The following is a 24,113-nucleotide window of genomic DNA, read 5'->3' as shown; positions in this document are numbered from 1 at the left end:
TCACGCTCTCCCTTTGTTGCCTTTATGTCAGCCGAATCATACGGGTCACGTTGTCTCCATGCGACACTTCAATGACATGATGCTTCGGATGGTACGTAATCGCTCCTTTGCCTACCTCGATTACCGGCTGCTCGCCAAGCCCGAAGAACACATCGTCGGCAAGCGCCTCCATGACTTCATGCCGGTCGTCCGCCCCAAGCGCCGCCCACTCTTCTTCTTCCATCTCGAAAAACGTGTAGCTTCCTTCTACTTCGCTAACCGCTTCCGTCAGTTCTTTCAATATATCTGCATACTCTCTTGCATGTCTAACTCCCACTATTGGTCAACCACCTTTACCATAATTATCTTCTATACTCATTTTACCGCATTTTCACGAAAATTAACGCTCTCTCTCTTAAATCATTTCTGAAAGTCTAATTTCCGTACGATAACTTGTCGATATAAGTACTAGAGATTTGTCGAAAACGTACTGGACGGGGTGCATGATGAAAAATTCTACAATTATCGGTATTATATTAGGACTCGTAGCGGTACTGGTCGGTATGACGCTGAAGGGTGCCGCTCTTAGCAATCTGTTAAATCCCGCCGCTTATATGATTATCGTCCTCGGGACCATCGCTTCGGTTATGATCGCCTTCCCGATGTCGGAGCTTTCCAAGGTCGGCAAGCTGTTCAAGATCGCCTTCAAGGAACAACCGCTGATGCCTCGCGAGCAGCTGATCGAGAGCTTTATGGAATGGGCTTCGATTACCCGCCGCGAAGGCCTCCTTGCCCTGGAAGCCAAGGTCGAGGATATTGAAGATACTTTCCTCCGCAACGGCATGCGCATGATTATTGACGGGAATGACCAGGATTTCGTCCGTGATGTCCTGCTCGAGGATATTTCCGCAACGGAAGACCGTCATAAAGCCGGTGCCTTGATCTTCACGCAGGCCGGTACTTACGCTCCAACGCTTGGCGTACTCGGTGCCGTAGTTGGTCTGATCGGCGCGCTTGGCCACATGGACGATATGGAGACTCTTGCCCACTCCATTGCCGGCGCCTTTATCGCAACGCTGCTCGGTATCTTTACCGGTTACGTGCTCTGGCATCCGCTTGCGAATAAACTGAAGCGTTTGTCCAAGAAAGAAGTGCAGCTTCGCCTGATGATGGTAGAAGGCCTGCTGTCGATTCAATCCGGCGTATCCACGATCGCGATTAACCAGAAGCTGTCTGTATTCCTCACCCCAACGGAACGGGCGGCTATGAGGGAGAAGGAGGCTGGCGCCGGTGAAAAAGCGTAAGCACGACGATCACGATGAACATATCGACGAATCATGGCTTATCCCTTATGCCGATCTGCTGACGCTGCTTCTCGCGCTCTTTATCGTATTGTATGCGGCGAGCTCCACGGATGCGAGAAAGTTCGAACGGATGAGCGAGGCGTTCAGCGCCGCATTCAATTCCGGGGCCGGTATCATGGACAATCCGTCGGTTATCAAGTCGGGCGAGCAGCCGCAGCAGCAAATCGATGACGGGAAGAAGACCAGCAAGGATCAGCATGAGGATACGGAGTCCAATCTTCAAGAGCTGATCAAAAAGGAACAGGAAGATTTGGAAAAGCTGAAGAAGCAGCTTGACCAGTATATTAAGAAGAATGGCTTGTCCTCTGAGCTGGAAACGAAGCTTAATCAATCCCAGCTGATGATTACGATTAGCGACAATGCGTTATTTGCTTCCGGCAGCGATGCTCTCAAGACGGAATCGAAGGAGCTGGCAGCCAATATCTCCAAGATGCTGGAGCCTTATACAGGCTATGAGATTGTCGTATCCGGACATACCGACGACCAGCCGATCCGGACGCAGAACTTCAAATCCAACTGGGATCTGAGCTCTTCCAGGGCGATCCGGTTTATGGACGTGCTTCTGGAGAATAACAAGCTGAAGCCGGAACGCTTTAGCGCCATCGGTTACGGCGAATACCGTCCGGTAGCTTCCAATGATACAACGGCCGGACGGGCGAAGAACCGCCGGGTTGAAGTATCGATCATTCGTAAATATGTCGATTCGAGCAAGGTGCAGCAAATTCCTGCAACGCCTAAGCAGTGAGAGACGCCTTTAAAGAAAACTCCCCCGATTCCTAGAATCAGGGGAGTTTCTGTTTTAACCTGCCTTACGACGGGCGGTAATTCAAGGAACCGAACAGCTCCGCTTTTTCCGCTTCCGTCAAGTCCCGCCATTTGCCCGTTGGCAATTGTCCGAGATGAATATTCATAATGCGGATGCGCTGCAGCTTCCGCACATGGTAACCAAATGCCTCGCACATCCGGCGAATCTGCCGGTTCTTCCCTTCGGTCAGAACAATCCGGAAGACACGATCCCCTACTCTGGTCACCTGGCATGGCAGCGTCATGCTGCCCAGGATGCGAACTCCGCTCGACATTCCTTTGACAAACTCCGCCGTAACCGGACGATCAACCGTAACGATATACTCCTTCTCGTGCTTGCCTTCCGAGCGGAGAATCGGATTAACCACGTCGCCGTCATTCGTGAGCAGAATCAGCCCTTCGGAATCCTTGTCCAGCCGGCCGATCGGAAAGATCCTCTCTTGATGGCCGACAAAATCGACGATATTGCCGCGGATATGCAGCTCGGTCGTGCTCGTAATGCCCACCGGCTTGTTCAGAGCGATATAAACATGATGCTTCTGCTCGCCGATCCGTTTCCCGTCAATCCGTACATCATCGCCAAGCTCCGCTTGGCTGCCGAGCTCAGCCTTCTCTCCGTTAATCGTGACGCGTCCGCTGTCGACCAGCTTATCCGCCTCACGACGGGAGCAATATCCTGTCTCGCTTATAAACTTATTAATACGCACAAAAGTTCACCCCGTAATCTGTGCTGCCATTTCCGCTATGCGATCGGAGGAATACGTATGAATAGATGGCTGTCCTTCCGCCTGCCTATCCCATGCTTGCTCCGTCATGGCTTGCTTCGCTGCTATCCGCATCGCTTTGGCGACAGCCTCGCCCGCAATCGGACGGTATGGCCGAAGCGAGCCTACCATACCCCATTGTACTGCCTTCGACACGGCCGCGCCAATCGTTTCTCCAAGTCGGAACGACTGACGCGGGCCAAGCAGCAGCGACGGCCTGAAGATCCGGACCGATTCCAGCGGAATCAGGGCCAGCTGCTCTTCAAGCTCGCCTTTTACCCGATTATAGAAAAAGGCAGAGGAAGACGACGCTCCCATTGCCGTTATGACCAGAAAATGACGCGCTCCCGTATGCTGTCCCCACTCTGCCAAGGCAAGCGGATAGTCATAATCCACCTTGCGGAACTCTTCCTGGGATCCCGCCGTCTTTATCGTAGTCCCCAGCGTACAATACACGAGATCCACCGTCACGTCGTCCAGCGCTTCCCACATCCGGTCGAAATCCGCGATAATGACGTGCAGCTTGGACCTCGCTTCCGGCTCCACCTCTATGCGGCCGATCGGCCGCCTGGCTAATACCGTAATGGAATGACAGGCCTGATCGTTCAGAAGCTGCTCCAGCAGCGCCGATCCGACAAGTCCCGTAGCTCCCGCAATCAAGCAGCTGTAAGTACTGGTACCTGCAATGTTGTCCATTGACGGATTACTCCTCCTCAGCCGACATTTGCGCTATGTTTATCCAATCCTTCAACTAGTATACCGTTCGCGTTCCCTTCTTTCAAAGCAGGGAGCGTAATGATAATCGTTGTTCCGACGTTCACCTGGCTCTTGATCTCCATCAGCCCCTGATGACTGTGGATAATCCGCTGGCTGATCATCATGCCAAGCCCCGTGCCGCTTTCCTTGCCGGTGAAGAACGGGTTGCCGATCTTCGGGATCATGTCATCCGGTATTCCGATTCCTTCATCCGTAATGGCAATCGTAATCTGGTCGTTTTTTGAAGCGATATGGGTATGTATTCTTCCTCCGGACGGCATGGCCTCGATTCCGTTCTTGAGCAGATTAATGAAAACCTGCTTCAGTTGATTCTCTTCACAGGACACAAGGCATGGCGCTTCGGTAAAAGATGTCGTAAAGGTCACGTTATGCAAATGCCCTTCGCTGTCGATCAGCGACAAAACGCTTCGGAAAACGTCCCTGACGTCTCTTGTCGCGAATCTGGTTGCCTGCGGCTTTGCCAGAATCAGAAATTCTCCGACAATCAGGTTGATCCGGTCAAGCTCCGACAGCATCAGTCCGGTATGCTCCAGATTCATCTTGCCCGTATGCTGCTGAAGCTGCAGGAAGCCGCGCAGGGTAGTCAACGGATTGCGGATCTCGTGCGCCACTCCGGCTGCCAGCTGCCCGACCGTCGTAAGCTTCTCAGAACGGCGTAGCAGCTCTTCCATACGGTTACGGCTTCTCATATCGCGGGTAATGCTTGCGAAAGCCTGAATGACGCCCTCCGTGTCCCTTATAGGGGATATGGTGACGCTGACGGGAATGATCTCGCCGCTTTTGGTCATCCGGATCGTCTCCTGGGCAGGCAGCACCTTGCCCTCCTGCAGAGAATTGATAATCAAGCGCATTTCTCCCCTATGCGTGTCCGGTACCAGCTCGATCTCCGCGCCAAACACCTCCTCCGAGGTGTAACCGAACAACTGCTCGAAGGCTTTGTTCACTTGAATGAATTTCCCCTGTAAATCCACGACATGAATCGCATCGCTTGTATGGTCGATAAAGGACTGCAAATATTCCTTCATCTGCCGGTTATCCTCAAAGGCCTGGCGGAGCTTCTCCATATAAATGCTTAGGTTTTGGGACATCGCGTTTATCTTCAGCGCCAGCAGGCCGAACTCATCCTTGCCTCTGACTTTTATAGCCGTCTGGAAGCGCCCAAGCGATACTTCGTTTACCTTCCACAAAATCGCGTTTAGCGGCCTCAGCATAAATCCGGCAAGCAGATAACTGCTAATAAGCACGAACAGCAGGATAACGCCGGCATAGGTCATCGCATCCATCCGTTTCATGCTCATAATCTGGTTATATTCCTCGCAGTCGTACACCATGCCAATCACGTAAGGCGCAAGGCTGGCGTCGCTGTAATAGCTCTTGATATACTCCTTGCCGTTCCAATTCACCTCGCGGACCTGGAACCCCTTCTCGGCAACCTGCGCGGCGTAAGCCATATCTTTGGCTTCGTCCTTGAAGGTGTAAGTGCCGAACAACACCTTATCCTCGGACATTATTCCGGTAGAATCCGGACGGAACACGGTTACTTCCTCCAGATCGGGGTAAAGCTTTTTTAATAAGTCCTGCATTTCATTGGGTTCGAACTCCGGATCGTCTCTTAAAGCGGCTGCGTCCGAGGTCCAGCCCGGATGCTGGTCAAATGAGTCCGAGAGCTTAGCCGAAGCCTGCTCCATCACTTCCTCCATATCCTGATTCATATTGCGAAGCGCGGCATATTGGTCCAAAATAACGATAAGGATAAACATCGCCAGAACAATCATAAAGATGTAGATGGAGAACTTGGCTTTAAAAGACACTGGCTATGCACATCCTTTAAATTGGGCATTAGTTATCCACAAGTTATTGACATTATCAACAACTAATCCACATGCCCATAGAATAGTTTGTGTGTAGTTTTGTGGACACCATGATAGTTATCCACAATTTTATCCACTACATGTTAACAACAGAATATCTGTTCGATGAATAAATGCGAATTTGTTCGATTTTATCGTACGTTGGAGGGTAATATGATTCGAGAACAAGAAGATCAGGCCTGGATGCAGCTCGCCATAGAAGAAGCCAAAAAAGCCGAACAAATAGGCGAAGTACCGATCGGTGCCATCCTAGTGAAAAATGGGGAAGTTGTCGGAAGGGGTTATAACTTGCGGGAGACTAACCATGATCCGACTGCGCATGCCGAAATGGTCGCTATTCGAGAAGCTTGTGAGCGGCTTGGTGCTTGGCGGCTCTTGGACTGTACGCTGTACGTCACACTTGAGCCTTGTCCGATGTGCGCAGGCGCCATAGTCCAGTCCAGGGTGAAACGGGTTGTATACGGAACGGGCGATCCTAAAGCAGGCTGTGCGGGCACGTTAATGAACTTGCTCCAGGAACCCCGTTTCAATCATGAAACAGAATTAACAAGCGGCATTCTTCAGCAAGAATGCGCCGAGCTGTTGACGAATTTCTTCAGAAACCTGAGAAACAAGCGGAAGTAACGCTACTCGCTTCTGCGCGCGGAAGAACAAGCCACTTCGTTACGCTGGATATATTGCAGGGCAACAATCAATTGATCAGCTTCTTCGCTGATCGCAAGGACATCGGGGTCGGTCAGGCTACCGCGTGCCTCCGCTACTTCATGAAGCTTCAGCCGCAGCGATTGCAATTGTATAAGCAGATCTGTTTTGTCCATAATCGCTTTGGGGCACGCTCCTTATATTCATTGATGTAGGTATAAAATTATTATACGCTTTCTTCATTTTACTGTTTGTAAAAACCTGTCGACAAGAAAACACAATTTTCAGGCACGATTCGACACGAATTGGACCAACAGTACTAAATTACCATCTTTTGTGGGAGTCGTCTAGATGTTTCATACTCGTTCATATATTTGTTGATAAGAAATGTTACATATTAGAGATAAAACAGGGACGTTGCAAGTTCCAAGCCACCCGTGCTAAAATAAACCATACTGCGCGCCCGTAGCTCAGCAGGATAGAGCGACAGTTTCCTAAACTGTGCGTCGCGGGTTCGAATCCCGCCGTGGCGCGCCATATTTATCACATATCCGAACCGCACCTTGTGCGGTTTTTTTTATTTTAAGCGGCCATAAATAAGAGAAACGCGCAAATTGCCCTAAGGAATTTGCGCGTTTATCATTGAGCTACCTTTTATATGCCTTCCGTTATCGCAGCGATACGGCTTTGCACATCGCCTTTGATCACTCCGCCATGATAACAGATTACGGTTTCAATATCGAAATCCTTAAGCTTCTTCAGCGACTGAAGCGCCGTTGCCATGTCGGGCGTTACAGCCTCCCTAGGGCCTTTAAGCTCTCCATTATCCACTACCATCGCATCGCCCGCAATTAACGTCTTGCTTGGCTGATGGTAGAGACTCACATGGCCCGGCGTATGGCCCGGCGTATGAATAACCGTAATCCCGCCACCGAACGGCAGATTTTCTCCGTCTGCCAATGTCCGATTTACGTTTGCGCCTGTAGGGTGAATGAAAGTCGCCTCGAACTGGCTGCGGGCTGCCTCCGGCAGCGCCCCGAGCAAAGTAGCTATTCTTTCGGGCGATGCCTTAAGCATTGGCTTCTTGCCATCGATAACGGCACGGTCACCCTCATGCGCGTAGACAACAAGCTCCGGATTGTCCGCTTTGAAGCCCGGAAGCCCTCCTATGTGATCGAGATCCTGATGAGTCAGAAGAATCGTATTCAATTTCCGTTCACCAATGCCCGCCTGCTTGGCAAGCTCTATAATTGTTGAGTCCGAACCCGGCATGCCCGTGTCGACCAGCACCCATTCATCCTTGTCGAACAAGACCGTCGGACAGATTGTCATCGGCCCCAATTCAAGCTCCAACATCTCAATACCATCTGCAATCCGCATAGCGCTGCCTCCGTTTCAATTGATCCTGTAACATACGAGTAGAGTATAGATCTCTCCATAGCCGCGCGTCAAATCGTCCGCATTCTCCGTTGTCAAAGCTGGATTTCGCAGTAAAAACCGCCGCGCATGTCGGCTGGGCTGATCTTACTTTTGTGATGGAGAGAAAGCATCTGAGAAGACTGCAGGCCAGATTCTCCTCCGAATTAATCGGCAAGCAGGTTATTTGTCTCGGGATTCCCGATGAATACGGCTTTATGGACGAGGAGCTTATCGATCTGCTGAAAAGCACGGTATCGGATTATATCGAAGTTCCGGATTAACCCTTCCTCTTCTCCATGGTATACTGATTGTAAATTTCATCCAAATTCATTCTGCCATGGAGGTTCATCATGATTGTCGTATTAATTATATTCGGATTATTAATTATCTTCTTTGCTTACTGGATTCTGCATGAAGTTATCCAAAGCGCCATCGACAATTCAACAATGGCAAGAAACATTCAGGAAATCCGGGATCATCTGGTCGGCAAAAGCCCCGAACCTCCACAAACAGCAAACAATGAAGACCACGAGAATTGCCCGGGCTGCGGACACCTCGTCCATCAGTCAGATAAGGTATGCGCCAATTGCGGATTGGCATTAAGGGATTCGGATTAGCGATTTACAATTTCTTTACGAATCGTGCATAACAATGGTGAAGCCGGACCATAATACTTGTGACGGTGTAAGTGAGGTGTGGTTCCATTGGACTTTATAGTGCAAGAACTGCTGAGGGATCTTAACTAGCTACTTATAACGATGGAAGCGAGGGGTTGTGCCGCAGAGTACATCCAACCGCGAGCTTAACACGTTCCGCCCTAACGGTTCGTGAGTAAGACGCGCCCGAGTGATCAATACGTGAAGTGTGATATGTAAAGTCTCATTCAAACAACACACCGTCGAAAGAGGGGCCTGTAAAAGGGCTCCTCTTTTCTATTGAAAACAACCACCGCAGGAGGTATACTCCAATTAATTCTAAGGAGGTGCCATTCATGCTCGAACGTCCGCAAGAAGGCGAATATCAAGGATTTGTAACCGGATATATCAACCTTGTCCCGGAAGGAGATTTGATTGCATTATTAGCTGAGCAGCAAGCGGAAACGAACCGTATTTACTCCGGGTTATCGGACGAGAAAGCGGAGTATCGTTATGCGGAGGGCAAGTGGTCGCTGAAAGAGGTTTTGGGTCATGTCACGGACACCGAACGTATTATGAGCTACCGTCTGCTTCGCATCGCAAGAGGCGACTCCACCCCGCTTCCCGGCTTTGACCAGGACGCTTATATGGAGGGCAATCCGTTCGAAGGTCTCTCTGTTTCCGACTTGCTCGAGAACTATAACGCCGTTCGCCAAGCGACGATCGTTCTGCTGAAGCAGTTGCCTAAAGAAGCATTCACCCGGCTTGGCATTTCGAATCAGTTACCGCTTAGCGCCCGCGCGCTAGCTTGCATTATCTACGGGCATGAACGGAATCATCTCACGATTATCCAAGAGCGTTACTTGAACAGTTAATTATTTACGTTTATCCAGCCGGGAGGCAGCGAAGCTGCCTGTCCATTGGACAAGCTGCACGAGAACAACCAGAATCACGATGCACGCCGCCATTACTTCGGTATCAAACCGCTGATAGCCGTAACGGATGGCTAAATCGCCGATCCCTCCGCCCCCGACGGTACCTGCCGCCGCGGAATACGAGATAAAGCTAATAATCGTTACCGTAAGGCCGGATACCAGTCCCGGGCGGGCTTCGGACAACAGTACCCCCCATATGATATGCTTCATCGGCGCTCCCGAGGCCACCGCAGCCTCTATAACCCCATTAGGCACTTCCCGCAGGCTTTGCTCCACCAGCCGCGCATAGAACGGAATAGCCGCCACTGACAACGATACGGAAGCTGCAAGGGGGCCAATCGCGGTTCCTACAATCATTCGGGAGAATGGAATTAAAGCTACGAGCAGGATAAGGAACGGAAAAGAACGAACCAGATTCACCGCGTAGCTAACAACGCCGTATAACGGGCGGTTAGCCCGTAGATGGCCAGGTGCCGTGAGGAACAGGAGTATGCCGATTGGCAAGCCGATAATGACTGCTGCCGAGACCGAGATGGAGACCATTGTGAGAGTCTGCTCGATCGCTTTTATCATCTCTGATTTTAATGCCAGAACACTATCCATGGTAATCCTCCCCTCTGTACCACACGGAAGAGGAAGAACCATCGGTGGTGTCGAACAAAAACTGCCCTAGCGGCGTTACCGGCTTAACACCGGGAAGATTCCTATCGAGCTGCTCGGTGATCTGCCCGTTCTCCATAACGGCAATGTTATTGCATAACCGCTTAGCCACCTGAATCTCATGCGTCACCAGCATGATCGTCACCTGGAACTCACGGTTGATTTTCTCCAGAAATTCCAGAATCGACAGGGTCGTAACCGGATCAAGCGCCGAAGTCGGCTCATCGCACAGCAGCACCTTAGGATCGTTCGCAAGAGCCCTGGCGATTGCCACCCGCTGCTTCTGTCCGCCGCTCAGCTGCGCCGGATACTGCTTCGCTTTATCCGCCAGCCCAACGATCTCAAGGCACTCTTCCACTCTTCTCTTCCGCTCTCTGGAAGGCAGTCCTGCCGCTCTCAGCACGAATTCCACATTGGCCGCGCAAGTCTCGTTGCTTAGCAAGTTATAATGCTGAAAAATCATTCCGATCGATCGTCTCGCTTCCCGCAATTCTCCTGCGCTCAGCCCCGTAAGCTCTTGTCCATCTATATAAACCTCTCCGGTAGTTGGCGTCTCGAGCAGATTGGCCATACGAAGCAAGGTCGATTTGCCCGCTCCGCTGAAACCAATTATCCCTTGAATTTGCCCTTTTTCTATATGTAAAGAGGTAGGCTTGACCGCTTCCACCCACTGCCTGCCGGCTTTGTATCGTTTGCTGACTTCTTTAAACGTGATCATCGTTTCTCCTACTTATCTCGTGAACTTGCCCTTATGGTAGCAAACATCCATAGACAAGGGCAAGCTAAGCCTCTCATCCGAGAAGCTTAGCTGTCCATCGCCCTTATTGAGCGTTGTAATTCGGCCTATGCAGCCCCATTTCATGCAGCTGCTGCAGGCTGCGGTTTACGCGCTTTCGGTATCTGTTGGTTCTGATTATGACCGCTCCCTTAGAACCAAGCAAATTATTATCCGTAATTCTCCACGTGTGAGAGGTGCGGTCCGCTCTTCGCAAGGCCGCAAAGTTATAAGGCGATGTCGTGTAAACACGGAACTTACTGTTCAACGCTCCCTTAATAAACCGCGCGTCCGAGCCTTGGCGGACTTTGGTGTTAAAGGACACCTTCTCAAGCACCCCCTTATGGAACATAATGGTCGCCCCGGCAACCTTGCTTACCGGGGAGTACCAGGATGCCCCCCTTCTTCGCAGCATTAAGGTTGAACGATGCGGGAAAAAATAATAGATGTCCAGCTTTCCGACAATATCCGCTTTACTTATCTGGAACATCACCATAGCCTCAGAGATATAATTGGGTCCATAATAATCATCGTCGTCGAATTTGGCGATATAGTCGTACTTCGCCAGCGAAGCCGCGTAATTGAGACATGCACCAAGATTTGAGCTCTCCGACATCCGGTATACCCGCACATTCGGGAAAGATTTAGCCTTATTCTGATATTGCTGGAGCCCAGCCCTATCTTTATTGACAATAATGATAAGCTCTTTGTTCTCCCAATCCTGCCGGGCATAGTTCTGGAACAATTGATTGATAAGCTGGGGGCGCATGGTAGATGTAATGATCGTGACGCCTCTTGCGTCTGCAGCGCTCATTGCTTTCGCAACCTCCTATATTAATGTTGTGAAAATGGTCATGACATGGCATTCGGGCTCATGTCTTGCCATCTCTAACAGCTTTTCAATATGAAGTGAAATAGGATCGCGGTATTGCGCCGATACCGTTATTATATGCGTACCTATCCCATTATCGTCGGACAACAGCCTGATTATCATTCTGATGAAATAGGCCTTTGCAGACGCGTTCGGACGCGCTTGCAAAGGCCTATGCTTACTTCACTATAAATTCCACCCGGGTCCCGTCCGGGAACGTATCCAGCTGGTTGCTTACCCAAGCACCCGCTCCGCGATTGTCGGAGGGAGCGATATAAGCGATATCCGCTCCGTCTCCGCCTTCCTTGCACATGGCCATCGGCCATTCATCGCGGTCATAGCCCTTTTTGGTCGGAATATCCTTCAGCGATTCCTTGCGGTTCTCCTCGGCATTCTCCCGGTCAATCGTACAGATCTTGGACTCTCCCGAAGCCATGGCTTCGCGGATATGCTTTGCCGTCTCCGGATATCGGTCAGCCGGGAACTCCAAGGTATAGCTGCTTGATGAAGCAGGCTCCGTTCCTGGCTGCCCCTGCCAATCGTCTAGACGAGGTACGACATAGATCAGAATAGCCACAAATAAAATGGCGAGTAGTTTCTTCAAAGCGAAGTGACCTCCTGCTGCAATTAGACAAGCCTGATTCCGTTACTTATCGGATTTATGAGCGCAAACCCCATCAACGCAGGCATCATCTGCTCCGTCTGTCCCGCTGTCTCCGCCAATAACGGTAAGCGGCTTGTTTTCCTCCCAAGCCTTCGATACCGCCTGCAGGAATACCTCGCTTGGCTGAGCGCCGGAAACCGCGTATTTGCGGTCAATGACGAAGAATGGTACGCCGCGCACGCCAAGCTGTCCTGCTTCCTGCTCGTTTGCGCGAACCTCCTGCTTGTAAGTGCCATCTTCCAGAGCCTTCAGCGCTTCCTCGCGGTCAAGTCCGATTTCGGCGGCTAGATCAGCCAATATTTCTTTGCGTCCCAGATGCTTGGAATCGGTGAAATAAGCTTCGAACAGACGTTCCGCCATCTCTTCCCGCTTGCCGTATTGGGCTGCAAAGTGAGTCAGCTGATGCGCGTCGAACGTATTGGTCAAAATCATCGTATCGAAATGATAATCCAGGCCAAGCGCTTTTGCCTGCTGCGTCAATTGAACGTTATTGGAAATCGCCTGCTGGCGGGACATGCCGTATTTGTTCGACAAATAATCGTATACATCATGACCGATCTCGATAGGAGCGTTTGGATCAAGCTCAAAGCTTCTGAACTCCACCTCAACCTGATCACCATGCTCGAATTCGCCAAGCGCCTGCTCCAAGCGGCGTTTGCCGATATAACAAAACGGGCAAGCAAAATCGGACCATACTTCTATTTTCATAATAAACACCATCCTTTGTTTAATTACAGTCCCAGCGGAAGCTGCATTTGCTTCATCAAATCCTCGAATTTCACGGCGTCCGTCGGCACCTCGTAGAGGAACTTCGGACTTCCGTTCAAGCCGCCGTATGTCATGTCGTAATGGACATTTACCTTGGTTGTACCGCCGGTATCCTTATCCGTCAGTTCAACGTTAACCTTCCCCGCCTGATACGACAGCATCTTATCCTTATTGATGGCTCCAGTAAAAGTCAGCTCATTGACCTTCACATTCTGGTTCAGATAATCGATCTTGGCTGCCTTATCTGCTTCCCAGTCCGTTTTCATTTTCTCTACATCTTCCTTGGACTTCTGAATGGCCTGCAAATAAGAGTCGTTTGAAGCGATTACCGTCAGAAGCTCCGGAACCATCTCATTGACAATGGTCTGGACAGATTGCTTGTAATTGCTCTCATCCATCTTGAACTGGATCACTTGATCAGCCTTTACATCACCCGGTATGCCGGCATCCTTGGCCTTCACGCTCTTGAAATAGGTTTTCTCGTCAAAATGCTTAAGTACGACCGCGCCAAGCTCTTGCACCAATTGCTGCTGGGCTGCGGCATCCAGCGTTGTTCCGGCCGCGCCTTGCTGCTCCGCCAGCGCCTTCAAATCCAGCTCAACGAATTTACCGGCAGCCGATTCCGGAAGCTGAAGCATCGGCAAAGCCGGCAGCTTCATATACAGCTTGTCAGCCGTCATAATCATCGGAATGGTAATCGTTGTTCCCGATAACAGAAGATTAAGCTCCATATCCGTACGCTTCGGTTCCTTCGCATAGACCATCTTAATATCCAGCTTAGCGCCCTTCATCATACCGGTGATAACGGAAGTCATATCGATTCCGTTTTGCGCCTCGCTTGCAGGTAATTCGATATTATCTATGCCAAGAGACATTTTAGCGGAGTAGCTGTCTAGTTTTTCCATATTTTGCATGGCATCCTGAAGAGCCTGCTTAGGCGGTGCATCGCCGGAGCTGCAGCCTGCTATTACGAGTAGAACAGCAATAAGTGCAACATAAGCCAACCGCTGTACCGTTTTCAAATCCGTTCGTCCCCCTTTTTAAACAATACCTTCATTCTATAACAACACCGGGACATTTAGAAGATAAATGCAGCAAAATCCCGTTCCAGCGGACTGGAACGGGATTTCGTCTAATCGGATTTATAAAGTTCATGAACCCTCGGGGTTATTATGCCGAACATGGTTTCTTTGCTTCACCTTTTTGGAGCCGGACAATGGCTCCTGCTGACGGCCATGGCTTTGACGCTGTCTGCCGCCATTTTCTTGTGCTTCAGGGACGGGATAAGAATCGGGTTTGCTCATGGTTTAACGCCTCCTATAGAAGGTTAACTGCGCTGATGATGCAAATCTGTCGGCTGGTCATGATTAAGCCCATCTTGATGGCGCCGATCATTCGCATCCTGATTGAGCTGCTGAGCCTGATGGCTGTTCACCGGCGTTTGAGCCAGATCGTCAATTACGTTTGACAGGTTTTTGTCGAGCGAGCCTTTTGCCTTCGTCATGGACGGTCCCTCCTACGCGTGTGTCAGCTGATGAAGGGCTTGCGCGCATTCATGCAGGTGACGGGTGTAATCCTGAATTAATTGCTGCATCGGATCGGTACGTTCATCAATGGAGACTTTATTTTTATCCACATCAATCACTTCGACCTTCACTTCACGGCTATCCACATAACATACCTTGAAGTCAAAGGAGTAAGCTTGGTGTCCTGCGGTATGAATGGTAACGCGGAGTGCGTTAGGATCCGACTCATCGGCGAAAACCTCGCAATTATCCGCATCCTTGATCCATTCCGGCAAGGTACGCTGCCATGCGGCTACAAGCTGATTCTGATCAATTTGAAGCTTATCATTAGCCATTTGTAAAAGCACCTCCACAACCTATAAGATGCGGCAATGCGATTCGAATTATTCGGCTGCGGCCATTCACGTTATCCACAGACTTATCCACATATTCTCCCCTTTATTCACAACGCTGTGTATAAGGTGCAGCAAGGGTTTATTCACAGGCAGGCCATTGGCGCAGAACAGGTTATCCCCAATTCACTTAATCAAACACAACAAAAAAACGCCCGAGACCATCGTCTCGGACGTGTTATGTATACTGTATATAAAAACTGGCGGAGAGGGTGGGACTCGAACCCACGTGGGCTTGCACCCTAACGGTTTTCAAGACCGCCCCGTTATGACCGCTTCGGTACCTCTCCATATAAAGAACTGACAAAAGTTATTGTACCACAGGCCAAAAACCAGAATCAACTGCATTTTTGGCCCATGGCAAATTATTTAAGCACGCGGGCTGATTTTTTCCAGACCACACATATAGGGGCGTAGTACTTCCGGTACTACAATCGTTCCGTCTGCTTGCTGGTAATTCTCCAGAATAGCGGCAAACGTACGGCCTACCGCCAGACCCGAACCGTTCAGCGTATGCACGAACTCCGGCTTGCTCTTCGCATCGCGGCGGAAGCGAATGCCTGCGCGGCGTGCCTGGAAGTCCTCTACATTGGAGCAGGACGAAATCTCACGGTAAGTGCCTGCGCTAGGCAGCCACACTTCAAGATCGTAAGTCTTAGCCGCCGTAAAGCCCATATCGCCCGTGCAAAGCGTTAGAACACGGTATGGCAGACCAAGCAGCTGCAGCACTTTCTCTGCATTCGCCGTCATTTTCTCCAGCTCATCATAAGACTCTTCCGGCTTCGCCAGCTTAATCAGCTCGACTTTGTTGAACTGATGCTGACGGATCAGACCACGCGTATCGCGGCCGGCCGCACCTGCCTCCGAACGGAAACACGAGCTGTAGGCGACAAAATGCTTCGGCAGCTCTTCAACCGACAAAATTTCTTCCCGGTGAAGGTTCGTTACCGGAACTTCAGCCGTTGGAATAAGGAAATAGTCCGAATCGCTGATCTTAAACAGATCCTCTTCGAACTTTGGCAGCTGGCCTGTACCGATCAAGCTGTCGCGATTAACAAGGTAAGGCGGCAGCACTTCTTCGTAGCCGTGCTGGTCGCTGTGCAGATCCATCATAAAGCTGATCAATGCACGCTCCAGACGAGCGCCAAGGCCGCGGTAGAAGGTAAAGCGCGAGCCTGTTACTTTGCCTGCGCGCTCGAAGTCGAGGATACCCAGATCCTGCGCAAGGTCCCAGTGAGCTTTCGGTTCGAAGTCAAACGTCGTTTGCTCGCCGATACGACGGATCTCGACATTGTCTTCTTCCGAAGAACCTACCGGCACACTCTCATGAGGCAGGTTCGGGATAGCCAGCATCAGCTCTTCCACTTGGGCCTCAACCGTGCGAATCTCCTCGTCCAGTTCTTTAATCCGGTCACCCACTTCGCGCATTTCGATAATCAGCGCTTCAGCGTCGCCGCCGGATTTCTTCAGCTTCGCCACTTCCTGCGATACCGTATTGCGGCGAGTCTTCAAATTATCTGTTTCAACGAGCAGAGCGCGGCGCTTAACGTCCAGCTCCGGAAAACCGGAAATAAGGTCGAGCGAAGCGCTACGGTTCTTCAGCGCCTTCTCCACCTGCTCATATTCGTTACGTAGCCATTTCACGTCCAACACGACAGTTGACCCCTCTCTAGTGCTATACGAAGTATTTTACTTCGTCGTTGTTTTAGCCGCTTCTTTCACCATGTCGACAAAATAAGCATGCAGACGGTAATCGTCCGTGAGCTCCGGATGGAAGGAGCAAGCGAGCAGATGCCCTTGTCTTGCGGCTACAATCTCATCGTTGTATACGGACAATACTTCAACGCTGCTGCCAACTTCTTTAATGAGAGGAGCACGGATGAACACCGCACGGATCGGTTCATCGATTCCTTTGATCGGAAGATCCGTCTCGAAGCTTTCACGCTGGCGGCCAAAGGCGTTACGGGCCACAACCATATCCATCAGCTGCAGATGCGCATCCTCTTGACCTTCGATTTCGCTTGCCAAAATAATAAGACCGGCACAGGTTCCGAATAACGGCTTGCCTTGCTTCGAGAACTCCTTGAGCGCCTCGAGGAAGTCGTACTTGCGGATCAGCTTGCCGATTGTTGTGCTTTCGCCGCCTGGAATAACGATACCGTCGAGCTCAGCAAGCTCTTCAATTCGTTTAACGGCGACCGCTTCCGCGCCCGCCGCCTCCAAACTGCGTATATGCTCTGCTACCGCGCCTTGAAGCGCCAGTACACCAATTTTCATAAGCCTACACGCCTTTCTATAGATACCGCTTCCGCTTCTTACAGACCGCGGTCTTGCATACGCTCAGCTGCTTGCAGCTTCGAAATTTCAATGCCTTTCATCGGAGTGCCCAGGTTTTTGGATACTTCCGCGATCAACTTGTAGTCTTTGTAATGCGTTGTAGCTTCAACGATTGCACGAGCGAATTTCTCCGGGCTGTCCGATTTGAAAATACCGGAGCCTACGAATACGCCGTCAGCGCCCAGTTCCATCATGAGTGCTGCGTCGGATGGAGTTGCAACGCCGCCTGCTGCAAAGTTAACAACCGGCAGTTTGCCGCTCTCATGAACTTGCAGAAGCAGATCGTAAGGAACGCCCAGAACTTTTGCTTCGTTGTACAGCTCGTCCTTGGACAGGTTTTGTACTTTGCGGATTTGACCATTGATCAAGCGAAGGTGACGAACAGCTTCAACGATGTTGCCTGTTCCCGGCTCGCCTTTTGTACGAAGCATAGCTGCGCCTTCTTGGATACGGCGAAGAGCCTCACCCAGATCCTTAGCGCCGCATACGAAAGGTACGGTGAATTCGTTCTTGCTGATATGGAATACTTCGTCCGCAGGAGTCAGTACTTCGGATTCGTCGATGTAGTCAACGCCCATCGATTCGAGAACGCGTGCTTCTACGATATGACCGATACGGGCTTTCGCCATAACCGGAATCGATACCACTTTCATAACTTCTTCTACGATTGTCGGGTCAGCCATACGGGCTACGCCGCCTGCTGCACGAATGTCAGAAGGTACGCGTTCCAATGCCATAACGGCAGTTGCGCCTGCTGCTTCCGCAATTTTCGCTTGCTCGGCGTTCATAACGTCCATGATGACGCCGCCTTTTTGCATTTCTGCCATACCGCGTTTTACGCGCGAAGTACCTGTTTCCATGCTTAGAAATCCTCCTTAAAATGGAGCGCAGCCCCCGCGAAGGGGGCTAAGCGCTTAATCGCTTATTTAGGTTGAAGCTCGCCGCTTACTCTAACCATTTATTTTACAGGATGGGCCATTAATCGACAACCCTTGATTTGCCTTACCTGTCACGCTTTAGAGTATGTCCGGCGCTAGATTAGAACAAATCGACGATACCGTTAAACAGACCGGAGAAGAAGCCTCCGATTCCGCGGAACATCAAGGCGAACCAGCTTGCCTTTTTCACATCTTTGCTGGCGATCAGGTTGACCGTTTTCTCCAATGCTTTGCCTTGCTCATCGGTATATTTGTACGTTGCCTTACCTACGACTTGACCGGCTTTAATCGGAGCAACAAGCTCCTCCGGTTTTTTAAGCTCATAGCCGGTAAGCTCAACCTTCGGCTCCGTACCCTTTTTCACAATAAGTGAAATATCGGATTCTGTAATGATCGGAACCGATTTTTTCACACCTTTTTTAATTTTAACCGATTCTGCTTTTTCTACCACGGATTTTGCCGGAATAACCGTTTTCTTCTCGAGGGAGTTAAAAGCGTAGTTGTACAGCTTCGCTGTTTCGTTAAAACGTGCTTCCTTCGACTTCGTGTTCATAACAACGCTGATATAACGCTGGTCGCCGCGTTTTACTGTACCCGTAAACGTATAACCCGCAGCGGAGATATAGCCTGTTTTCATACCGTCCACACCGTCATAAGCAAAAGCCTTTAGATAAGTGTTGCTCTTATTGGAAGCAAGCATCCAGTTAATATTCACGATTGGTTTGTCATCGCGAGGACGGAATTTGTATTCGGTCGTCGACGCGTACTCCAGGAAATCCGGATCATTCTTAATAATGATTTGAGCCAGTTTCGCCTGGTCTCTTGCCGAAATCACTGTCGTATCAGCCAAACCGGTTGCGCTTGTATAATGAGCGGAAGAAAGTCCGAGTTTTTGAGCCGTTTCATTCATTTTTTCCACAAATCCTTGCTCGCTGCCGCCGATCGCGGAAGCCAAAGCGATTGTCGCGTCATTCGCGGAGCCTACGGCCATGGCCATATAAAGATCCTTCACTTTATATTGCTCGCCTTGAGCCAGATAAACCTGTGAGCCGTCTTTCGGCGTGTTTGCTGCTTCTTCGCTAACCGTGATCATTTCATCCCAATTAAGCGCTTTGCTCTTGATTTGCTCAAGAACGATGTATTCGGTCATCATCTTGGTCATACTTGCAGGAGGACGGGGCTCGTCCGCATTTACTTCATATACAACCTGGCCCGTGTCGGCGTCGATCAAGATGGCTGAACTTAACTCAAGGCCAAGGGAGTTTTCCACCCATTCGCCGCCCGCCGTACCTGCCGCATTCACGGAGGACGTCCCTAATGATAATGCTACTAAACCTGCAACGAATGCTACTACTAGTGACCGTAATCTTACCGGCAATACTTTCAACGTTTTCTCCCCTTTTCATCCCTAAGTCGTTTGAATTTCATTGTAACACATGGGATAGGTAGAGTTAAACCAATGTGGGGCGATTCTACTTTCTGGCATAAATAGAGCGGTTTTCTCAGTCTGCTAGCGGTGGGAACGCATTTCCGAATGGCAGTTATGTATTTTTCAGGAGGCAGATTAAAAAAATCTTATCTATTAAGCTTACGCGCCATATCAAAAAAGCAGACAAGAGACCTAGACGAATAGTCGCTAAGTCCTTGTCTGCTTTTTCCCGTGGTCGGGTTATTACAGCGAGTAGTTTGGAGCTTCTTTTGTAATTTGAACGTCATGCGGATGGCTCTCGCGAAGACCCGAGCCTGTAATCCGGATGAATTGCGTATCGTTGCGCAGTTCATCAAGGTTTTTAGTACCGCAATAGCCCATACCGGAACGAAGTCCGCCAAGCAGCTGATGAACGGTATCGGCAAGAGGACCTTTGAATGGAACACGTCCTTCAATACCTTCCGGAACAAGCTTGCTCTCGTTCTCTTGGAAGTAACGGTCTTTACTGCCTTCCTTCATAGCGCCAAGCGAGCCCATGCCGCGGTATACTTTAAAGCTGCGGCCTTGGAAAATTTCCGTTTCGCCAGGGCTTTCAGCCGTACCCGCGAACAAGCTGCCGATCATAATCGCGCTTGCGCCTGCGGCGATTGCTTTTGTAATATCGCCGGAATACTTGATGCCGCCGTCTGCAATGACTGGGACATTGTATTCGCGAGCTACGGTTGCGCAATCGTAGATAGCGGTAATTTGAGGTACGCCGATACCCGCGATAACGCGCGTCGTACAGATCGAACCAGGACCGATACCGACTTTAACGACCGATGCGCCTGCTTCAATCAGGTCGCGTGTGGCTTCACCCGTTGCTACGTTACCCGCGATGATCGTAAGATCCGGATACTTAGCACGCAGTTTGCGAACCGCTTCGATAATATTAATATGATGACCATGCGCCGAGTCAACGACCAATACGTCGATACCTGCTTGTACGAGCGCATCCGCGCGGTCAGCCGTGTCTTTGCCGATACCAACCGCAGCGCCGCAGAGCAGACGACCATGCTTGTCTTTCGCCGCATTAGGGAATTGAATGGCTTTTTCAATATCTTTAATGGTAATGAGCCCTTTAAGGATATTGTTCTCATCAACGAGAGGAAGCTTCTCGATCTTATGCTTTTGAAGAAGGCCTTCCGCCTCTTGCAAAGTCGTTCCGACAGGTGCCGTTACAAGATCCGTACGAGTCATCACTTCGTTGATTTTAATCGAATAATCATGAACAAAACGCAAGTCGCGGTTTGTCAAAATACCAACCAGCTTCTGTTCGTTGTCTACGATCGGAACACCGGAAATACGGTATTTGCCCATCAGTTCTTCAGCGTCGTAAACGTGATGATCCGGTGTCAACGAGAATGGATTCGTAATAACGCCGCTCTCCGAACGTTTAACGCGATCAACTTCTTCTGCCTGCTGAGCAACCGACATATTTTTATGAATAATGCCGACTCCGCCCTCACGAGCTATAGCAATCGCCAAAGCCGACTCCGTAACAGTGTCCATCCCTGCGCTGATCAACGGAATGTTCAGCTTGATGCCTTCGCTAAGTTTTGTAGATACGTCCGATTCACGAGGCAACACCACAGATTTCCGCGGTACGAGCAGTACATCATCGAATGTCAGGCCTTCTTTGGCGAATTTCGTTTCCCACACGAGTAAGTTCCTCCCTTAATTTAGATACCTCTCACGCATATTATTGCAATATTATCAGAGGGGGTAGGGGCTGTCAAGGATGTTAGGTTTATGAGTGGAACGGTTCCCTTATGCAGGAAAGTAAGCCTTTTTACACCCAGTAATAGTCAATCTCGTTGATAGCGCTTTAGAAAAAGTCGGGCAGGAACGTTGTGCGTACCAGAATTCTTCTCTCCAGCTGCTCCACCTGCCGGCTGTCGCCTTGAATGAGACCGTAACGAAGCAGCTCGGTCGGACGTTTATAGCCGGTCAGAACAGCTGCCAAGGATCCGATTCCTGTCCGAATAGACTCCTTATTAGTTTCTCCCGATATACGTTCTGCATTCGCAGTGCCATCAGCGGCAATACGAACCGCAAACCGTCCATTGTTCCAAGCCGCATGCTCATCCTGAATGTCGAGCAGGAGGGTCTCCTCTTTGCCGGCCTCAAACGGATATTCGTTAAGGAATGCTTCCGCATCCACAATCCGGGCCATAAAATACGGTTCAATCTCCTGCTTGATCCGCGGATTATTAAGCAGATAAGCAAGACTGTCGTCTGTCGCTACTTTAATTTCCAGCCGGTCAATCATAGAATCGTGCTGACCAAGGAACGACCATAGAGCACGGCGAGCCTCTTCCGTTAAATCAATCAACTCATGAACGAACAGCTCTCTGTTCTTCACCTCGTAGATGACATAACCTTGCGCTTCTCCGGCACTGTCAAAAAAGACGCAGGTCTGTCCCTTCTTGCGTGAGGCAATCCTGTAATTCCACCAGGCTACCGAACGGTCCAACGCGCCATTCACTTGCTTGGCATAGGTGTTATAGATCGGATTCAACAGCTCGTAGCTCTGCTCCACCCGTTTGATGGTTCCGTTGTATGGCGCTCTTGCGGGCAGCTGGTTTACATCGATCCGGTAAGTTTTAAGGTCCGTATAGACCTCCCAGCCAAATTTGCGGTAAAAGCCAATCGAGAACGGATGTAGAAAAGATAAAGTTTGCCCCTTCTCTTTCATCTTCTCAAGAGAGTGATGAAGCAATTCGGCAACCAACCCCTGACGTCTAAACTCAGGCCAAGTCGATACGCCTGCAATACCGCCCATGGCAAATCGCTTATCGCCAATATAGGTAAATAAATCTAGGATGGCCAGTTGAGCTGCAAGCTTGCCATCTATGTAGATCCCCCAGCGATCCGTTTCCTCCCGTTCAAAACGCTCCCGTGATTCTGCCAGCTTAACAGCCGGAATTTCATATTGAAATGCAAACTGACTTAACTCAATCATATCGTCGAATTGATCCATCGTAAGCAATCGTGTTTCCTTGGTCATAACCAGACTCCTCTCAAATTGGCCTGTAAACATTCACATTATGGCACAGTGGGAGGAGACAGGGCAATGTTAGAAAACGATAAACACAAAAAAACCTGCCGCGTAAATGCGACAGGCTCTTTATTGCTTGGCGACGTCCTACTCTCCCAGGACCCTGCGGTCCAAGTACCATCGGCGCTGGAGGGCTTAACGGTCGTGTTCGGTATGGGAACGCGTGGTTCCCCTCCGCCATCGCCACCAAACGTAAGCTCTTGGCTTATTCAAAGCTTGCGCCTTGAAAACTGGATGCGAAATTATGAATTCCTTAAGTTTCTTGCGGGGTCCCCGAAAAGTAATCGGAATAAGCTGCAACGCTTAACTTCACTTTTTGGGGGTTGTTTAGGATAAGCCCTCGACCGATTAGTATTCGTCAGCTCCACACATTGCTGTGCTTCCACCCCGAACCTATCAACCTCGTCGTCTTCAAGGGGTCTTACTAGTTGGGAAATCTCATCTTGAGGGGGGCTTCACGCTTAGATGCTTTCAGCGCTTATCCCGTCCGTACTTGGCTACCCAGCGGTGCTCCTGGCGGAACAACTGGTACACCAGCGGTACGTCCATCCCGGTCCTCTCGTACTAAGGACAGCTCCTCTCAAATTTCCTGCGCCCGCGACAGATAGGGACCGAACTGTCTCACGACGTTCTGAACCCAGCTCGCGTACCGCTTTAATGGGCGAACAGCCCAACCCTTGGGACCTACTTCAGCCCCAGGATGCGATGAGCCGACATCGAGGTGCCAAACCTCCCCGTCGATGTGGACTCTTGGGGGAGATAAGCCTGTTATCCCCAGGGTAGCTTTTATCCGTTGAGCGATGGCCCTTCCATTCGGTACCACCGGATCACTAAGCCCGACTTTCGTCCCTGCTCGACTTGTTGGTCTCGCAGTCAAGCTCCCTTATGCCTTTGCACTCTCCGAATGATTTCCAACCATTCTGAGGGAACCTTTGGGCGCCTCCGTTACATTTTAGGAGGCGACCGCCCCAGTCAAACTGCCCACCTGACACGGTCCCTCTACCCGATTCAGGGTAGCAGGTTAGAACTCCGATACGATCAGGGTGGTATCCCAACGTCGCCTCCACACAAGCTGGCGCTCATGCTTCTCAGGCTCCCACCTATCCTGTACAGATCGTACCAAAGTCCAATATCAAGCTGCAGTAAAGCTCCATGGGGTCTTTCCGTCTTGTCGCGGGTAACCTGCATCTTCACAGGTATTAAAATTTCACCGGATCTCTCGTTGAGACAGCGCCCAAGTCGTTACGCCATTCGTGCGGGTCAGAATTTACCTGACAAGGAATTTCGCTACCTTAGGACCGTTATAGTTACGGCCGCCGTTTACTGGGGCTTCGGTTCACAGCTTCGGATTGCTCCTAACCGCTCCCCTTAACCTTCCAGCACCGGGCAGGCGTCAGCCCGTATACTTCGCCTTACGGCTTCGCACAGACCTGTGTTTTTGCTAAACAGTCGCTTGGGCCTTT

27 protein-coding genes, 2 tRNA genes and 2 rRNA genes (1 of these 31 running past the window's edge) are annotated in these 24,113 nt (G+C 50.4%); 7 read left to right on the top strand and 24 right to left on the bottom strand.

Going from position 1 to position 24,113, the window contains the following annotated elements:
• Positions 1-22 precede the first annotated feature (22 nt).
• Positions 23-316: a hypothetical protein gene (locus tag ACR9FF_RS00620; RefSeq protein WP_435168230.1), complete on the bottom strand. Its 294-nt coding sequence runs from the start codon at positions 314-316 to the stop codon at positions 23-25.
• 169 nt (positions 317-485) lie between these two features.
• On the opposite strand from ACR9FF_RS00620, the gene motA reads away from it, so the two are divergent.
• Positions 486-1,283 (top strand): flagellar motor stator protein MotA, encoded by a 798-nt coding sequence (gene motA / locus ACR9FF_RS00615; RefSeq protein ID WP_132312498.1) that lies wholly within the window; start codon positions 486-488, stop codon positions 1,281-1,283.
• Positions 1,270-2,088: a flagellar motor protein MotB gene (gene motB / locus ACR9FF_RS00610; protein ID WP_127497803.1), complete on the top strand. Its 819-nt coding sequence runs from the start codon at positions 1,270-1,272 to the stop codon at positions 2,086-2,088. Before motA ends, motB begins: the two co-directional genes overlap by 14 nt.
• 64 nt (positions 2,089-2,152) lie before the next feature.
• Here the strand turns inward: motB and rluF are convergent, their stop codons facing one another.
• Genes rluF through ACR9FF_RS00595 form a run of 3 tightly spaced genes read right to left on the bottom strand, consistent with a single transcriptional unit; the run spans position 2,153 to position 5,499 of the window.
• Complete coding sequence (rluF, locus tag ACR9FF_RS00605) at positions 2,153-2,854, bottom strand: 23S rRNA pseudouridine(2604) synthase RluF (RefSeq protein WP_201008900.1); 702 nt, start codon at positions 2,852-2,854, stop codon at positions 2,153-2,155.
• Between the two features lie 6 nt (positions 2,855-2,860).
• Positions 2,861-3,607, bottom strand: coding sequence for an NAD-dependent epimerase/dehydratase family protein (locus tag ACR9FF_RS00600; RefSeq protein ID WP_435168227.1), 747 nt, complete (start codon positions 3,605-3,607; stop codon positions 2,861-2,863).
• 17 nt (positions 3,608-3,624) lie between these two features.
• Complete coding sequence (locus ACR9FF_RS00595; protein WP_435168225.1) at positions 3,625-5,499, bottom strand: PAS domain S-box protein; 1,875 nt, start codon at positions 5,497-5,499, stop codon at positions 3,625-3,627.
• A gap of 213 nt (positions 5,500-5,712) precedes the next feature.
• Between ACR9FF_RS00595 and tadA the strand changes: the two genes are divergently transcribed.
• Complete coding sequence (tadA, locus tag ACR9FF_RS00590; RefSeq protein WP_127497795.1) at positions 5,713-6,183, top strand: tRNA adenosine(34) deaminase TadA; 471 nt, start codon at positions 5,713-5,715, stop codon at positions 6,181-6,183.
• 2 nt (positions 6,184-6,185) lie between these two features.
• Here the strand turns inward: tadA and ACR9FF_RS00585 are convergent, their stop codons facing one another.
• Entirely contained in the window at positions 6,186-6,377 is a 192-nt protein-coding gene (locus tag ACR9FF_RS00585) for an aspartyl-phosphate phosphatase Spo0E family protein (protein ID WP_091190862.1), read from the bottom strand.
• A 283-nt stretch (positions 6,378-6,660) separates the two neighbouring features.
• Here ACR9FF_RS00585 and ACR9FF_RS00580 point away from each other — a divergent pair.
• Positions 6,661-6,738, top strand: a tRNA-Arg gene (locus ACR9FF_RS00580).
• Between the two features lie 117 nt (positions 6,739-6,855).
• Here ACR9FF_RS00580 and ACR9FF_RS00575 read toward each other — a convergent pair.
• Positions 6,856-7,581, bottom strand: a complete 726-nt coding sequence (locus ACR9FF_RS00575) for an MBL fold metallo-hydrolase (RefSeq protein WP_435168222.1) — start codon at positions 7,579-7,581, stop codon at positions 6,856-6,858.
• An 89-nt stretch (positions 7,582-7,670) separates the two neighbouring features.
• Between ACR9FF_RS00575 and ACR9FF_RS00570 the strand changes: the two genes are divergently transcribed.
• From ACR9FF_RS00570 to ACR9FF_RS00560, 3 genes are all read left to right on the top strand, one after another.
• Entirely contained in the window at positions 7,671-7,901 is a 231-nt protein-coding gene (locus ACR9FF_RS00570) for a protein tyrosine phosphatase (protein WP_435168220.1), read from the top strand.
• 69 nt (positions 7,902-7,970) lie between these two features.
• Complete coding sequence (locus ACR9FF_RS00565) at positions 7,971-8,237, top strand: hypothetical protein (RefSeq protein ID WP_435168218.1); 267 nt, start codon at positions 7,971-7,973, stop codon at positions 8,235-8,237.
• 374 nt (positions 8,238-8,611) lie between these two features.
• Positions 8,612-9,130, top strand: a complete 519-nt coding sequence (locus tag ACR9FF_RS00560; protein WP_435168216.1) for a DinB family protein — start codon at positions 8,612-8,614, stop codon at positions 9,128-9,130.
• On the opposite strand, the gene ACR9FF_RS00555 is transcribed toward ACR9FF_RS00560, so the two are convergent.
• The 18 genes from ACR9FF_RS00555 to ACR9FF_RS00470 form a co-directional block, all read right to left on the bottom strand.
• On the bottom strand, positions 9,131-9,793 hold the full coding sequence (locus ACR9FF_RS00555) for a methionine ABC transporter permease (RefSeq protein WP_435168214.1): 663 nt from the start codon (positions 9,791-9,793) through the stop codon (positions 9,131-9,133). It abuts the gene before it with no gap.
• Positions 9,786-10,568, bottom strand: coding sequence for a methionine ABC transporter ATP-binding protein (locus ACR9FF_RS00550; RefSeq protein WP_435168212.1), 783 nt, complete (start codon positions 10,566-10,568; stop codon positions 9,786-9,788). Before ACR9FF_RS00550 ends, ACR9FF_RS00555 begins: the two co-directional genes overlap by 8 nt.
• A 103-nt stretch (positions 10,569-10,671) precedes the next feature.
• A complete protein-coding gene (locus ACR9FF_RS00545; protein WP_435168210.1) occupies positions 10,672-11,439 on the bottom strand; it encodes a glycosyltransferase family 2 protein in 768 nt (255 codons plus the stop codon).
• Positions 11,440-11,674: 235 nt separating this feature from the next.
• The gene (locus tag ACR9FF_RS00540) at positions 11,675-12,100 is read right to left on the bottom strand and encodes a NucA/NucB deoxyribonuclease domain-containing protein (RefSeq protein ID WP_435168208.1); all 426 of its coding nucleotides are present in this window, start codon (positions 12,098-12,100) and stop codon (positions 11,675-11,677) included.
• Between the two features lie 42 nt (positions 12,101-12,142).
• Entirely contained in the window at positions 12,143-12,868 is a 726-nt protein-coding gene (locus tag ACR9FF_RS00535; RefSeq protein WP_435168206.1) for a DsbA family oxidoreductase, read from the bottom strand.
• Positions 12,869-12,891: 23 nt separating this feature from the next.
• Positions 12,892-13,950 carry a hypothetical protein gene (locus ACR9FF_RS00530; protein WP_435168204.1) on the bottom strand — a complete coding sequence of 353 codons (1,059 nt, stop codon included), beginning with the start codon at positions 13,948-13,950 and terminating at the stop codon, positions 12,892-12,894.
• A gap of 129 nt (positions 13,951-14,079) precedes the next feature.
• On the bottom strand, positions 14,080-14,232 hold the full coding sequence (locus ACR9FF_RS00525) for a small acid-soluble spore protein P (RefSeq protein ID WP_127497774.1): 153 nt from the start codon (positions 14,230-14,232) through the stop codon (positions 14,080-14,082).
• 23 nt (positions 14,233-14,255) lie between these two features.
• The gene (locus ACR9FF_RS00520; protein WP_435168201.1) at positions 14,256-14,432 is read right to left on the bottom strand and encodes a hypothetical protein; all 177 of its coding nucleotides are present in this window, start codon (positions 14,430-14,432) and stop codon (positions 14,256-14,258) included.
• A 12-nt stretch (positions 14,433-14,444) separates the two neighbouring features.
• Positions 14,445-14,789, bottom strand: coding sequence for a hypothetical protein (locus ACR9FF_RS00515; protein WP_127497772.1), 345 nt, complete (start codon positions 14,787-14,789; stop codon positions 14,445-14,447).
• 258 nt (positions 14,790-15,047) lie between these two features.
• Positions 15,048-15,136, bottom strand: a tRNA-Ser gene (locus ACR9FF_RS00510).
• 79 nt (positions 15,137-15,215) lie between these two features.
• Positions 15,216-16,499: a serine--tRNA ligase gene (serS, locus tag ACR9FF_RS00505; protein ID WP_435168199.1), complete on the bottom strand. Its 1,284-nt coding sequence runs from the start codon at positions 16,497-16,499 to the stop codon at positions 15,216-15,218.
• 36 nt (positions 16,500-16,535) lie between these two features.
• On the bottom strand, positions 16,536-17,123 hold the full coding sequence (pdxT, locus tag ACR9FF_RS00500; protein WP_201008890.1) for a pyridoxal 5'-phosphate synthase glutaminase subunit PdxT: 588 nt from the start codon (positions 17,121-17,123) through the stop codon (positions 16,536-16,538).
• Positions 17,124-17,161: 38 nt separating this feature from the next.
• Positions 17,162-18,043 (bottom strand): pyridoxal 5'-phosphate synthase lyase subunit PdxS, encoded by an 882-nt coding sequence (gene pdxS / locus ACR9FF_RS00495; protein WP_127497766.1) that lies wholly within the window; start codon positions 18,041-18,043, stop codon positions 17,162-17,164.
• 178 nt (positions 18,044-18,221) lie between these two features.
• The gene (locus tag ACR9FF_RS00490; RefSeq protein WP_435168196.1) at positions 18,222-19,508 is read right to left on the bottom strand and encodes a D-alanyl-D-alanine carboxypeptidase family protein; all 1,287 of its coding nucleotides are present in this window, start codon (positions 19,506-19,508) and stop codon (positions 18,222-18,224) included.
• Positions 19,509-19,793: 285 nt separating this feature from the next.
• Entirely contained in the window at positions 19,794-21,251 is a 1,458-nt protein-coding gene (gene guaB, locus ACR9FF_RS00485) for an IMP dehydrogenase (RefSeq protein WP_127497762.1), read from the bottom strand.
• Between the two features lie 166 nt (positions 21,252-21,417).
• Positions 21,418-22,599 (bottom strand): GNAT family N-acetyltransferase, encoded by a 1,182-nt coding sequence (locus ACR9FF_RS00480; protein WP_435168194.1) that lies wholly within the window; start codon positions 22,597-22,599, stop codon positions 21,418-21,420.
• Between the two features lie 125 nt (positions 22,600-22,724).
• Positions 22,725-22,841 (bottom strand): 5S ribosomal RNA (rrf, locus tag ACR9FF_RS00475).
• Between the two features lie 137 nt (positions 22,842-22,978).
• Positions 22,979-24,113, bottom strand: a 23S ribosomal RNA gene (locus ACR9FF_RS00470) (it continues 1,798 nt past the right edge of the window).

It is taken from the genome of Paenibacillus glycanilyticus (genome assembly GCF_051200795.1).
In the GTDB taxonomy this organism is placed as follows: Bacteria; Bacillota; Bacilli; order Paenibacillales; family Paenibacillaceae; genus Pristimantibacillus; species Pristimantibacillus glycanilyticus.
This window is presented reverse-complemented; position numbering and strand designations above follow the sequence as displayed.